The sequence below is a fragment of the Actinomadura verrucosospora genome (genome assembly GCF_039540335.1).
GTDB lineage: Bacteria > Actinomycetota > Actinomycetes > Streptosporangiales > Streptosporangiaceae > Spirillospora > Spirillospora verrucosospora.
Map to the genome: position 1 here is coordinate 123,162 of NZ_BAABEV010000016.1, position 11,644 is coordinate 134,805.

The 11,644-nt window shown below is 72.5% G+C and carries 13 protein-coding genes and 1 tRNA gene; 12 read left to right on the top strand and 2 right to left on the bottom strand.

All coding sequences use genetic code 11. The features are described 5' to 3' along the window. The first annotated feature begins 85 nt into the window (after positions 1-85). The 6 genes from ABD944_RS19360 to ABD944_RS19385 all read left to right on the top strand — a co-directional run bounded on the left by ABD944_RS19360 (position 86) and on the right by ABD944_RS19385 (position 4,772). Entirely contained in the window at positions 86-790 is a 705-nt protein-coding gene (locus ABD944_RS19360) for an LOG family protein (protein ID WP_345178406.1), read from the top strand. Between the two features lie 366 nt (positions 791-1,156). After that, on the top strand, positions 1,157-1,594 hold the full coding sequence (locus ABD944_RS19365; protein ID WP_089315429.1) for a MaoC family dehydratase N-terminal domain-containing protein: 438 nt from the start codon (positions 1,157-1,159) through the stop codon (positions 1,592-1,594). Continuing rightward, positions 1,594-2,019 carry a MaoC/PaaZ C-terminal domain-containing protein gene (locus ABD944_RS19370; RefSeq protein ID WP_345178409.1) on the top strand — a complete coding sequence of 142 codons (426 nt, stop codon included), beginning with the start codon at positions 1,594-1,596 and terminating at the stop codon, positions 2,017-2,019. The genes ABD944_RS19365 and ABD944_RS19370 overlap by 1 nt, the downstream gene beginning before the upstream one ends. A 104-nt stretch (positions 2,020-2,123) precedes the next feature. Then, complete coding sequence (locus tag ABD944_RS19375; RefSeq protein ID WP_345178411.1) at positions 2,124-3,191, top strand: UDP-N-acetylmuramate dehydrogenase; 1,068 nt, start codon at positions 2,124-2,126, stop codon at positions 3,189-3,191. A 217-nt stretch (positions 3,192-3,408) separates the two neighbouring features. After that, entirely contained in the window at positions 3,409-3,990 is a 582-nt protein-coding gene (locus ABD944_RS19380; protein ID WP_345178413.1) for a TMEM165/GDT1 family protein, read from the top strand. Between the two features lie 80 nt (positions 3,991-4,070). Then, positions 4,071-4,772, top strand: coding sequence for a GntR family transcriptional regulator (locus tag ABD944_RS19385; RefSeq protein ID WP_345178416.1), 702 nt, complete (start codon positions 4,071-4,073; stop codon positions 4,770-4,772). Between the two features lie 24 nt (positions 4,773-4,796). Here the strand turns inward: ABD944_RS19385 and ABD944_RS19390 are convergent, their stop codons facing one another. Next, on the bottom strand, positions 4,797-5,858 hold the full coding sequence (locus ABD944_RS19390; RefSeq protein WP_345178473.1) for an adenosine deaminase: 1,062 nt from the start codon (positions 5,856-5,858) through the stop codon (positions 4,797-4,799). A 269-nt stretch (positions 5,859-6,127) separates the two neighbouring features. Here ABD944_RS19390 and ABD944_RS19395 point away from each other — a divergent pair, with 269 nt between their 5' ends. The 3 genes from ABD944_RS19395 to ABD944_RS19405 all read left to right on the top strand — a co-directional run bounded on the left by ABD944_RS19395 (position 6,128) and on the right by ABD944_RS19405 (position 8,488). Further along, complete coding sequence (locus ABD944_RS19395) at positions 6,128-7,078, top strand: hypothetical protein (protein ID WP_345178418.1); 951 nt, start codon at positions 6,128-6,130, stop codon at positions 7,076-7,078. A 144-nt stretch (positions 7,079-7,222) separates the two neighbouring features. Continuing rightward, the gene (locus tag ABD944_RS19400) at positions 7,223-7,732 is read left to right on the top strand and encodes a SigE family RNA polymerase sigma factor (RefSeq protein WP_345178421.1); all 510 of its coding nucleotides are present in this window, start codon (positions 7,223-7,225) and stop codon (positions 7,730-7,732) included. Positions 7,733-7,735: 3 nt separating this feature from the next. Next, complete coding sequence (locus ABD944_RS19405) at positions 7,736-8,488, top strand: hypothetical protein (protein ID WP_345178424.1); 753 nt, start codon at positions 7,736-7,738, stop codon at positions 8,486-8,488. A 172-nt stretch (positions 8,489-8,660) separates the two neighbouring features. On the opposite strand, the gene ABD944_RS19410 is transcribed toward ABD944_RS19405, so the two are convergent. Continuing rightward, entirely contained in the window at positions 8,661-9,872 is a 1,212-nt protein-coding gene (locus tag ABD944_RS19410) for a pyridoxal phosphate-dependent aminotransferase (RefSeq protein WP_345178426.1), read from the bottom strand. A 257-nt stretch (positions 9,873-10,129) separates the two neighbouring features. On the opposite strand from ABD944_RS19410, the gene ABD944_RS19415 reads away from it, so the two are divergent. The 3 genes from ABD944_RS19415 to nusG all read left to right on the top strand — a co-directional run bounded on the left by ABD944_RS19415 (position 10,130) and on the right by nusG (position 11,523). Continuing rightward, a tRNA-Trp gene (locus ABD944_RS19415) sits at positions 10,130-10,202 on the top strand. Positions 10,203-10,324: 122 nt separating this feature from the next. Continuing rightward, positions 10,325-10,579, top strand: a complete 255-nt coding sequence (secE, locus tag ABD944_RS19420) for a preprotein translocase subunit SecE (protein ID WP_345178429.1) — start codon at positions 10,325-10,327, stop codon at positions 10,577-10,579. Between the two features lie 155 nt (positions 10,580-10,734). Beyond that, complete coding sequence (gene nusG / locus ABD944_RS19425; RefSeq protein WP_378188796.1) at positions 10,735-11,523, top strand: transcription termination/antitermination protein NusG; 789 nt, start codon at positions 10,735-10,737, stop codon at positions 11,521-11,523. Positions 11,524-11,644 lie beyond the last annotated feature (121 nt).

The following is an 11,644-nucleotide window of genomic DNA, read 5'->3' on the forward strand; positions in this document are numbered from 1 at the left end:
CGGACGATCAACATCGCATCCCGAAATCCGGGCTGCCCTTGCGTCCGTCTCGGACGGCGTAAGGCGGGTTCAACGGAGAACCAACATGACAGAACCGATCTGTTCCTCCGGTCCGGAGGAGCGAGACATAAAGCTGCCCGCCTCGCAGGCGGCCGAGCCGGCACTGGTCGAGCCCAGCTCGATGCTGGGCCGGCGCGCGGAGGCCGAGTTCGCCGAGGGCTTCCGGGTCCTCGACCGCATCGGCCTGCCGACGGTCGCCGTGTTCGGCAGCGCCCGCACCGCACCCGGCACGGACGAGTACGAGCTCGGCGTCGGCATCGGCGCCGCGCTGGCCGCAGCCGGCTTCGCGGTGATCACGGGCGGTGGCCCCGGCGCGATGGAGGCCGCCAACAAGGGCGCGTTCCAGAACGGCGGGGTGTCGATCGGGGTGGGCATCGAGCTCCCCCACGAGCAGCACCTCAACCCGTACCTCACCGTCGGGATCGAGTGCCGGTACTTCTTCACCCGCAAGGTGAAGTTCGTGAAGTACTCGGACGCGATCGTGGTGCTGCCGGGCGGCAACGGCAGCCTCGACGAGCTGTTCGAGGCGCTGACCCTCGTTCAGACCAAGAAGATCCCCCCGCGGCCGATCGTGCTGGTCGGCGAGAAGTACTGGGGGGGCCTGGACGCCTGGATCCGGGGGACGATGCTGCCCAGCGGCAAGATCTCCCCGGGGGACCCCGACCTCTACACCATCGTCGACACGGTGGACGAGGTCATGGCCCTCATGCCCGGGCACACCGTCTCCTAGGGGGCGGCGTGAAGTAAGGGTCCCGCTCCCTGGGCGGGATCCCTGAGCGTCAGTGGACTCCCGGTCGGACAGCGTTCTCGCTGCCCGACCGGGAGTTTCATGTATGTGCCGAGACTTTCGCCAGTGTCCGATTCCCGCCGTCCGCCGCTCCTCCAGAAGGCCGCTCATTCCCCAGGCCGCCCAGACCGTCACGAACTCTCCGTTCTGGCACTGAGACCCGCGCGGACGGTGTGAATGCCGTTCTGTTACCGTCCGTCCGGAGAGGCGGAACCAGCGCGCTCAGAAGGCGCCCGGACGCCCCGGCCGGCGGAGCGGTGCGGCCGGCGAGTCCGCGGGGCCCTGGTCCATCTGGAGGGAACGGACTGCATGGCACTCAACCGTGATTTCATCGGGCGGAGCTTCCCGCCCAGCGAGCCCTACGAGGTCAGCCGGGTGAAGATCCGCGAGTTCGCGGACGCGATCGGCGACCGCAACCCCGTCTACCGCGACCGCGAGGCGGCCAAGGCGGCCGGGTACCCCGACGTCATCGCGCCGCCCACCTTCCCGATCGTGGTCTCCCTCGGCAACCCCGGGCTCGCCGACCCCGACCTCGGCCTCAACTACGCGATGGTCGTGCACGGCGAGCAGCGCTTCGAGTACACGCGCCCGCTGCGCGCCGGAGACGTCATCACCTGCACCTCGACGATCACCGAGATCAGGTCGATCGGCAACAACGAGAAGATGGTCGTGGAGACCGAGATCGCGACCGTCGAGGGCGAGCCGGTCTGCAAGTCCTACAACACGATCGTGGAGCGGGGTGCCTGATGACCGCCAAGGTGAACTACGCCGACGTCGAGGTCGGCACCGAGATCCCCAAGCAGACCTACGCCGTCGACCGCGCCAACCTCGTCATGTACGCGGGCGCGTCCGGCGACTTCAACCCGATCCACTGGCGCGAGGGCGTCGCCAAGGCCGTCGGCCTGCCGGACGTGATCGCGCACGGCATGTACACGATGGCGCAGGGCGGCCGGTTCGTCACCGACTGGGCCGGCGACCCGGGCGCCGTCGTGGACTACGGGGTACGGTTCTCCTCTCCGGTCGTGGTCCCGGACGAGGGCGGCGCGACGCTGGAGATCAGCGGCAAGGTGGAGGAGAAGCTCGACGACAACAAGGTCGTCGTGGCGCTCACCGCCAGGTCCAACGACCAGAAGGTCCTCACGCGCGCCAAGGCGGTCGTCAGGCTCGCCTGAGCGCGGCGGCACACCGGCCGGGATCGTCCCGGCCGGTGCGCGCGTCGAGGGGACGAGGGCGGGCCGGCCCGGCGGCGCGGGGCACGGCAGGAGGGGGAGACGACGTGGCGGTGTTCGCCGAAGACGTGAACCTGGCCGGATACACCACGCTGCGGCTGGGCGGTCCCGCGCGGCGCTTCGTCGAGGCGACGACCGAGGCGGAGCTGGTCGCGGCCGTCCGCAAGGCCGACGACGAGGGCGAACCGGTCCTGGTGCTCGGCGGCGGCAGCAACCTCGTGGTGTCCGACGACGGGTTCCCCGGCACCGTCGTGCGCGTCGGGACCCGCGGCACCGAGCGCGTCGCCGCCGAGGGCGGCAGGGTGCTGCTGCGCGTCCAGGCCGGCGAGGACTGGGACCCGTTCGTCGCCCGCTGCGTCGCCGACGGCCTCGCCGGAGTCGAGTGCCTGTCCGGGATCCCCGGCCGCGTCGGCGCGACGCCGATCCAGAACGTCGGCGCCTACGGGCAGGACGTCAGCGAGACGATCGTGGAGGTCCGCGCCTACGACCGGGAGGCCCGCGACTGCGTCGCCCTCGACCGCGACGCCTGCCGGTTCACCTACCGGCACAGCGCCTTCAAGGGCAACGACCGGTACGTCGTCCTGGACGTCACGTACGCCCTGGAGGAGGCCGAGGAGTCGCAGCCCATCGCCTACGCCGAGCTGGCGCGCAGGCTGGGCGTCCGGCCGGGGGACCGGGTCGCGCTGAAGGAGGCCCGCGACGCCGTCCTCGAACTGCGGCGCGGCAAGGGAATGGTCCTGGACGCGGCCGACCCCGACACCCGCAGCGCCGGGTCCTTCTTCACCAACCCGATCCTCGACCCGGACCGGCTCGCCGAGCTCGAACGCCGCGTCGCCGAGCGCCTCGGCCCGGACGCGACGTTCCCGCGCTACCCGGAGGCCGACGGCCGGGTGAAGACGTCCGCGGCCTGGCTCATCGACCGCGCCGGGTTCGCCAAGGGCCACGCGCGCGGCCCGGCCCGCATCTCCACCAAGCACACCCTCGCCCTCACCAACCCGGGCGGCGCCACCACCGCCGACCTGCTCGCGCTGGCCCGCGAGGTCCGCGACGGCGTCCGGGACGCGTTCGGAGTCGAGCTGGTGAACGAGCCCGTCATGGTGGGCGCGACCCTCTGACCCGGGGCCCGCCCGAGGCTCCTTGGTAGGGTGGACGGCGTCGAGGGGGAGTAGTCCCAATCGCGTGGTCGACATGCTGGCGCCGCCGACGGCGCCCGGTCACGCGGGCCCGGTCACATCGCGGCGGACGAGACCTTCGGCCTGGCAGTCATGCCGGGCCGAGGTCGTGCGCGCGAGCCCCCGCCCTTCGCCCGGCAGCACGAGCGAAAGGGACCAGGTGACCGCCTTCCTCATCAGTCTGGCCGTGATCTTCGTGGCCGAGCTGGGCGACAAGAGCCAGCTCATGGCCATGACGTTCGCCACCCGCTTCCGCGCCCTCCCGGTGCTGATCGGCATCACGGCCGCGACCGCGATCGTCCACCTGGCCAGCGTCGCCCTCGGCGCGGCCCTCGGCGCCGCGCTCCCCACCGGCCCGATCTCGATCATCGCGGGCATCGCGTTCCTCGGCTTCGCGCTGTGGACGCTGCGCGGCGACGAGCTGGACGACGCCGAGCGCGACAAGGCGCGCATGGCCACCGGGTCGGCGATCCTCGCCGTCGGCGGGGCGTTCTTCCTCGCCGAGCTCGGCGACAAGACGATGCTCGCCACCGTCACCCTCGCCGCCGACCACGGCGGCCTCGCCGGGCTGACCGGCGTCTGGCTCGGCTCGACCGTCGGCATGGTCGCCGCCGACGCGCTCGCCATCGTCGTCGGCCAGATGCTCGGCCGCAGGCTGCCCGAGCGCGTCATCAAGTACGGCGCCGCGGCGGGGTTCGCCGTCTTCGGCGTCCTGCTGCTGATCGAGGGCATCACCGCGTGACCCGGCGGGAACACTCCCTCCAGGGCCCTTGAGCGGTAGCGAGGCTCCACCGCGGAAGGGCCCGGACGGGAGTTACCACCGTGGCCCTACCCGCCTCCCTTCCCCCGCCGCGGCAGGCGCTCGGCACGCGGCTCCAGCTGAGCGACGAGGCCGCCGCCCGCATCCGCGAACTGATCATGGACGGGCGCATCCGGCCCGGCGACCACCTGCGGCTGGAACGGCTGGCCCTGGAGTTCGGCATCAGCGTCACGCCCGTCAGGGAGGCGCTGAAGTCGCTGCGCAGCGAGGGCTTCGTCGTCCTGGAGCCGCGGCGCGGGTTCGTCGTCGCGCCGCTGTCGGAGCGGGACGTCCAAGATCTTTTCTGGGTGCAGGCCGGCATCGCCGCCGAGCTGACCGTGCGCGCCGCGCCCCGGATCGGCCCCGCCGCCCTGGAACGCCTGGACGGCCTCCAGCGCGCCCTGGCCCGCGACAAGGCCGCGCACCGCCCCGACCTCATGGAGGAGCGCAACCACCGCTTCCACCGCGAGATCAACCTGGCCGCCGACTCGCCGAAGCTCGCCTGGTCGCTCGGCACGGCCGCCCGGTACGTGCCGCGCGGCCTGTACGGGCGCCTCGCCGGCTGGCCGGACGTCGCCGTCCGCGACCACGGGCGGATCCTCGCGGCGCTCCGGGACGGCGACGCCCGCGCGGCCGGCGAGGAGATGCGCGCCCATATCGTCCGGGCCGGGGAGCTGCTGGCAGGCCACCTCGAACGCCGGGGCCTGTGGCGCCCGTCCACATGATCGCCGCGGCCCGCCGCGCGGTCGTCAGCGCGGCCGGTCGCCGAGCCAGGCGTCGACGCCCGCCAGCAGCCGGCGCCGCACGTCGTCCGGCGCCGCCGAGGCCCGGATCGACTGCCGGGCCAGCTCCGCCAGCTCGGCGTCGGTGAACGCGTGCGCGGTGCGGGCCAGCTCGTACTGGCGCGCCAGCCGCGACCCGAACAGCAGCGGGTCGTCGGCGCCGAGCGCGATCGACGCGCCCGCCTCGAACAGCCGCCGCAGCGGGACGTCCGACGCCGTCGCCGCCACGCCGAGACCCACGTTCGACGCCGGGCAGACCTCCAGCGTGACCCCGCGGTCCACGATGCGCTCCAGCAGCCGCGGGTCCTCGACGGCGCGGACCCCGTGCCCGATCCGGTCGGCCTCCAGCGTCTCCAGGCACTCGCGGACGCTCGCCGGGCCGAGCAGCTCGCCGCCGTGCGGGTCCGACAGCAGCCCGCCGCGCTTGGCGATCCTGAACGCGCCCTCGAAGTCGTAGGCGCGGCCCCGCCGCTCGTCGTTGGACAGGCCGAACCCGACGACGCCCCTGCCGGTGTAGCGCACGGCGAGGCGCGCGAGGGTCTTGGCGTCCAGCGGGTGCCGGGTCCGGTTCGCCGCGATCACCACGCCGATACCGACGCCGGTCGCCTCCGACGCCTGGCGCGCGGCGTCCAGCACCAGCTCCACGGTCGGGGTCAGGCCGCCGAAGCGCCCGGCGTACCCGCTCGGATCGACCTGGATCTCCAGCCAGCCCGACCCCTCGGCGGCCTCGTCCTCGGCCGTCTCGCGCAGCAGCCGGCGCAGGTCGTCCGGCGTCTGCAGGACGGAGCGGGCGATGTCGTACAGGCGCTGGAACCGGAACCAGCCGCGCTCGTCGGTCGCGTGCAGCCGGGGCGGCCAGTCCTCGACGAGGGCGTCGGGCAGGTGGACGCCGTGCAGGCCGGCGAGCTCCACGAGCGTGGAGTGCCGCATCGACCCGGTGAAGTGAAGGTGCAGGTGCGCCTTGGGGAGCAGGGCCACGTCCGGGCGGGCGGGACCGCGCGCGGGCGCGGGCTCCCGGGGGTCCGGCATGGGACGGTGCTCGGCCGGACGGGCTGAAACGGTACGGGCCTCCATGAGCCAATGTTGCCGGATCATCGTCCTCCTCGAACGCCCGCCCCCAAAGGATCACTCCACCGGACTACCTCGCATGACACCCGGCGGCCATCGCGCCCCATGGGCATCCCCGAAAAAAACTTTGGAATCCCGTGCAACCCCCCACCGGCACCGTGCGTATACGAGGGGCGCCAGAGAGAGACAGGCACCCCCGAAGCACCACCTTGCCTCCGAAGGGATTCACGATGATCACGCTGAAGGCCGCCTTGATCGCAGCGTCCGCCGTCGGGACCGTGGCCGTGGGCGGCGGCGCGACGTGGGCCATGACCGGCTCCCACCACGAGGCCGGCCTCCAGTCGAGCAGCGCCAAGGCCCCCGCCGTGGAGCGCAAGCTCCAGGACGTCGCCCCCAAGACCGCCCCGACCTGCCTCCCGGCGAACCTGCCGGCCAAGCCCGGACTGCCCAAGGTCCCGGCCGACGGGGCGAAGAAGCAGGTCGAGCAGCACCTCAAGCAGAACCCGGCCACCCAGCACCTGCCGGAGGGGCAGCTGCCGAAGACCGGCGTCCCCGGCAAGGACCTGCCGGAGGTCGGCATCCCGAACACCGAGCTCCCCGGCGCGAAGCTCCCGGACGGCAAGACCCTCCCCGCCAAGCCCGGCGTCCCGGCGAACCTGCCCACCTGCGCGCCGTCCACCGGCGACCTGCCCGGCGGCGCCCCGGCGGCCAAGCCGAACGCGCGCGTGCCCGGCGCTCCCGCCAAGCCCGCGCTGCCGGCGCTGCCCAAGCTCGACTGCAGCACGCTGAAGCCCGCCGTGAAGGTCGGCGGCCCCGTCGAGAAGACCGTCATGACCGCCAAGGGCCTGCGCTACGTGTCGGCCGTCCCCGGCTCCGCCGACCTGCGCAAGGCGCAGATCTGCGCCGTCACGCAGAAGTGGACCGGCAAGGCCGGCCAGTGGCTCACCGTCGAGACGATCAAGACGCGCGCCGGCATGACCCAGGAGCAGCTGCGCCAGGCGCTCGGCCTGCCGCAGGGCGGCACCCCGCTGACCATCGCCGGCCTGGCCGCCTGGCAGAGCCCGAACGGCAGCGGCGTGCTGCTGTTCGACCCGAACGGGACCTCGCTGTTCGTCAACGGCAGCCCCGTCCTGGCCGGCGGGACGAAGGACCTGGCCGCCGCCCTGCACAAGGCGGGCTGACACCCCGTAACGACCCAGGGCGAAACTAGTAACACCAGTAACACCAGTAACACAACACAGGCGTGGGCGGGCGGCCTTGGCGCGGAGGCCGCCCGTCCCCGACGGGACAAACTGCCGGAACCGCTCTAGCCGGGACGGAGCACTGTGGGGCGTCGAGACGACGAGTCGTTCGTGGAGTTCGTGGCGGCACGCGGCGATGCCCTGCTGCGCACCGCGGCACTGATGTGCGGGGCCCGGCAGGACGCCGAGGACATCCTGCAGACCGCGCTGGAGAAGGCCTACCGCCACTGGGGGCGGCTGGAGGCGGGAAGCGATCCCGAGCCGTACGTCCGCCGGATCCTGGTCAACCTGGTGATCAGCCGCTCCCGGCGGTGGAAGGTGCTCCGGGAGATCCAGATGGCGAGGCTCCCGGAGACGCCGGCCGACTCGCCGAACCATTCCGTCGAGCTGAGGGGGACCCTCATGGACGAGCTGCGCAAGCTCGGCCCGCGGCAGCGCGCGGTCCTGGTCCTGCGCTTCTGGGAGGACCTTTCGGAGGCGGAGACGGCCCAGGCTCTCGGCTGCTCGGTCGGAACGGTGAAGAGCCAGGCGTCCCGGGGGCTCGCCAGGCTCCGGGAACGCCTCGACACGAACCTGGCCCCACTGGGGAGATGAGCGATGGATCTGGAGAGTGAACTGCGGAAGGCCATGGCCGAGCAGGTGGCCGGGGCGACCGCGTCACAGTCGCTCGTCACCGACGTCAAGCGCCGCCACCGCCGCCGCAAGGCCCGGCTCCACGCGGCCGCCGGCGTCGCGGCCGCGTCGGTCGCGGCCCTGGCCCTCGTGCCCACCTATCAGTCGTTCCGGGCCACACCGGCCGGAGACACCGAGACGACCCGTCCCAGCGACACCGTCTCGCCCCTCCGGCTGCCGGAGCGACCTCCCGTCTCGGGCCTCCCCGGGTCCCCGTCCCCCAAGGGGAGTCCCGAGGCGGGAGCCTCCCACAGGCCGGAGCCGCGCGGCTCGTCCGGCGACGGGCGGACCCCGGCCACGCCGGGCCCGGACGGCGTCACCGGCGTGCTGCCGGAATGGATCACGTATCTGCCCGACGGCCTGGCCGCCGTCGGCCCCTGCGAGGTCACCGGCGACGCCGACCGCAGGACCACGACCTGCGCGTGGCGCGGCGAGGGCGGCTGGGTGGAGGTCGCGCTCGTGAAGGGCGGCGGGCTGACCGGCCCGAAGGACCTGATGCGGGTGCCGGGCATCCCCGGCCGCACGTCCGTGCACGGCATGCCCGCGCTGACCGGCGACCGCCCCGACTCCTCGCGGCAGATCTCCTGGCTGGCGCGGCGCGGGGTCGGCGTCACCGTGACCGCCTCCGGCTCGGCCAAGGACCGCCTCATGCGCATCGCCGAGGGCGTGCGCCCCTGAACCCCGTTCCGGCGGGGCGTCCCACGGCGGAGAGGGGCCGTGCGCGGGACGTCCCGCCGGACTTCCCGGGACGGGAACCGGCGGAACCCGTCCCATACGAAACCGGCCCCGGGAAATGTGCACCCGGGGCCGGTTTCGTGTGCGCGGGTTCGCGCGCGGCGTGTCGTGGAGGTCAGCTCGCCTCGGACAGCAGCTTCGCGACGCGCGAGACGCCCTCGACCAGGTCGTCGTCGCCCAGCGCGTAGGAGAGCCGGAAGTAGCCCGGCGTGCCGAACGCCTCGCCCGGCACCAGCGCGACCTCGGCCTCTTCGAGGATCAGCGACGCAAGCTCCACCGACGTCTCGGGGCGCTTGCCGCGCAGCTGCTTGCCGAGCAGCGCCTTGACCGACGGGTAGGCGTAGAACGCGCCCTCCGGCTCGGGGCACACCATGCCCGGGATCTCGTTCAGCATCCGCACCATCGTCTGCCGGCGCCGGTCGAACGCCACGCGCATCTCCGCGACCGCCGACAGGTCGCCGGTCACGGCGGCGAGCGCGGCGGCCTGGGAGACGTTCGCCACGTTGGACGTCGCGTGCGACTGCAGGTTCTGGGCGGCCTTCACCACGTCCGCCGGGCCGATCAGCCAGCCGACCCGCCAGCCGGTCATCGCGTAGGTCTTGGCCACCCCGTTCAGGACGAGCGTCCGGTCGGCCAGCTCCGGCACCACCACGGGCATCGAGTGGAACTCGGCGCCGCCGTACACGAGGTGCTCGTAGATCTCGTCGGTGACGACCCACAGGCCGTGCCCGTCGGCCCAGCGCCCGATCGCCTCGATCTCGTCGCGGCTGTAGACCGCGCCCGTCGGGTTGGACGGCGAGACGAACAGCAGCACCTTCGTCCGGTCGGTGCGGGCCGCCTCCAGCTGCTCGACGCTCACCTTGTAGCCGGTGGTCTCGTCGGCGACGACGTCCACGGGCACCCCGCCCGCCAGCTTGATCGACTCGGGGTAGGTCGTCCAGTACGGCGTCGGGACGATCACCTCGTCGCCCGGGTCGAGCAGCGCCGCGAACGCCTCGTACACCGCCTGCTTGCCGCCGTTGGTCACGAGAACCTGGGAGGCCTCGACCCGGTAGCCGGAGTCGCGCTCGGTCTTCTCGGCGATCGCGGCGCGCAGCTCGGGCAGCCCGCCCGCGGGCGTGTACTTGTGGAAGCGCGGCACCCGGCACGCGGTGACCGCGGCCTCGACGATGTAGTCGGGCGTCGGGAAGTCGGGCTCGCCCGCGCCGAACCCGATGACCGGGCGGCCCGCCGCCTTCAGCGCCTTGGCCTTCGCGTCGACGGCCAGCGTGGCGGACTCGGATATCGCGGCGATGCGCTTGGAGATTCGAGGACGGTCGATGCTCATACCCCTATCGTTACAGACGTCGCACCGGGACCCGCAGCCATATATCCGCGCCGGTGGGACGGGTCCTCGCCGCGGCCTTCCGGAGGCCCCCCGATATCCGGTTCGACGCGGGCCCCTCGGGCACGTAGACTCCTCCTCCAAGTGACGTGTCGCCGGTATACGAGCCTGTCCGCACGCGGGCACCGAATCAGGCCGTAAGCTGGGACCCGGCACCCACCCGATCCTGTGGTCGGGTTTCTCCTTAGCCGGAGAAGCGAAGGGCAGTGGCTCAATTGGTAGAGCTCCGGTCTCCAAAACCGGCGGTTGGGGGTTCGAGTCCCTCCTGCCCTGCGAGGTGCGGTGCGCGCACCCGTGCCGGCCGCGCCATGGCGTCGCCGTGGCACTCCGCGGCACGGGACCGCGCGGCAACCACAGGGTGGTTGAATCACGACCTATGAGGTGAACGGCGGCAAATGGCGACTGAGACTCGCGACGAGCCCGAGGCCAAGGACGAGGGCAAGGGCAAGAAGAAGGCCCCTTCCAAGCGGACCTCGCCCGCGCTGTTCGTGCGCCAGATCATCGCCGAGCTGCGCAAGGTCATCTGGCCGACGCGGCGGGAGCTGGTCACCTACACGACCGTCTCGCTGGTGTTCGTGCTGGTCATGGTCGCGCTCGTCTCCGGCATCGACTACGGGTTGCAGAAGGGCATCTACCAGCTCTTCGGCTGACGCAGCCCGGCCCGGGCCGGGCGACGGGCCCCGCCGTACCTTCGCAAGTCCATCACCGCAGACCGAGAGAAGAGTTGACCGTGTCCGAGCCCTCACAGCCCTACGACGAGGCCGTTGAAGAGGCCCAGTCCGCTGCGGCTGCTGCGGCCGACCAGGTGGCTGAGCCCGCCGACGAGACGGCCGAGGCGGTCGTCTCCGCCGGCGACGCCGAGCCCGCGGACACGAAGCTCGAAGGCGAGGGCCCCGCGCCGGACGCGGCCGAGGGCGCCGCCGAGCTCGCCGCGTCCGTCGAGGGCGAGGGCGCCGCCGAGGAGGAGGCGGACGAGGAGGAGGCCGCCGCCGAGCCGCCGGCCGACCCGTACGCCGACTTCAAGATGCAGCTGCGCCTCCAGCCGGGCGACTGGTACGTCGTGCACTCCTACGCGGGCTACGAGAACCGGGTCAAGACCAACATCGAGACCCGGACGCAGACCCTCAACATGGAGGACTACATCTTCCAGATCGAGGTCCCGCAGCACGAGGTGACCGAGATCAAGGGCGGCAAGCGCCAGAAGGTCAACGAGAAGGTCCTGCCGGGCTACATCCTCGTCCGCATGGAGCTCACCGACGAGTCGTGGGCCGCGGTCCGCAACACCCCCGGCGTCACCGGGTTCGTCGGCCTGCTGAACAAGCCGTCCCCGCTCAGCCTGGACGAGGTCGCCAACCTGCTGGCCCCCGAGCCGGAGGAGGGCGTCGCCAAGGCCGCCAAGGAGCAGGCCAAGGCCCCCGCCACCGTCGACTACGAGGTCGGCGAGTCGGTCACCGTCATGGACGGCCCGTTCGCCACCCTCCCCGCCACCGTCAACGAGATCAACGCCGAGCAGCAGAAGCTCAAGGTGCTGGTCTCCATCTTCGGTCGCGAGACGCCGGTCGAGCTCTCCTTCAACCAGGTCTCCAAGATCTGACAGGCGTCCACGGTCTCACCCGTCCCCGAGAGACGTCCGGGCCGCTCAGGCCAGGCCGTATCCTGGACGGGCCGTCCCCGCCGAGGCGCGGACGGGCCCGGGTTCCCGGCCTCCGATCATC

Excerpts from the sequence above, each read along its gene's own strand:
- ABD944_RS19360 (WP_345178406.1), top strand. The coding sequence starts at position 86 with ATGACAGAACCGATCTGTTCCTCCGGTCCGGAGGAGCGAGACATAAAG.
- ABD944_RS19365 (WP_089315429.1), top strand. The coding sequence starts at position 1,157 with ATGGCACTCAACCGTGATTTCATCGGGCGGAGCTTCCCGCCCAGCGAG.
- ABD944_RS19370 (WP_345178409.1), top strand. The coding sequence starts at position 1,594 with ATGACCGCCAAGGTGAACTACGCCGACGTCGAGGTCGGCACCGAGATC.
- ABD944_RS19390 (WP_345178473.1), bottom strand. The coding sequence starts at position 5,858 with ATGCCGGACCCCCGGGAGCCCGCGCCCGCGCGCGGTCCCGCCCGCCCG.
- ABD944_RS19395 (WP_345178418.1), top strand. The coding sequence starts at position 6,128 with ATGATCACGCTGAAGGCCGCCTTGATCGCAGCGTCCGCCGTCGGGACC.
- ABD944_RS19405 (WP_345178424.1), top strand. The coding sequence starts at position 7,736 with ATGGATCTGGAGAGTGAACTGCGGAAGGCCATGGCCGAGCAGGTGGCC.
- ABD944_RS19410 (WP_345178426.1), bottom strand. The coding sequence starts at position 9,872 with ATGAGCATCGACCGTCCTCGAATCTCCAAGCGCATCGCCGCGATATCC.
- secE (WP_345178429.1), top strand. The coding sequence starts at position 10,325 with ATGGCGACTGAGACTCGCGACGAGCCCGAGGCCAAGGACGAGGGCAAG.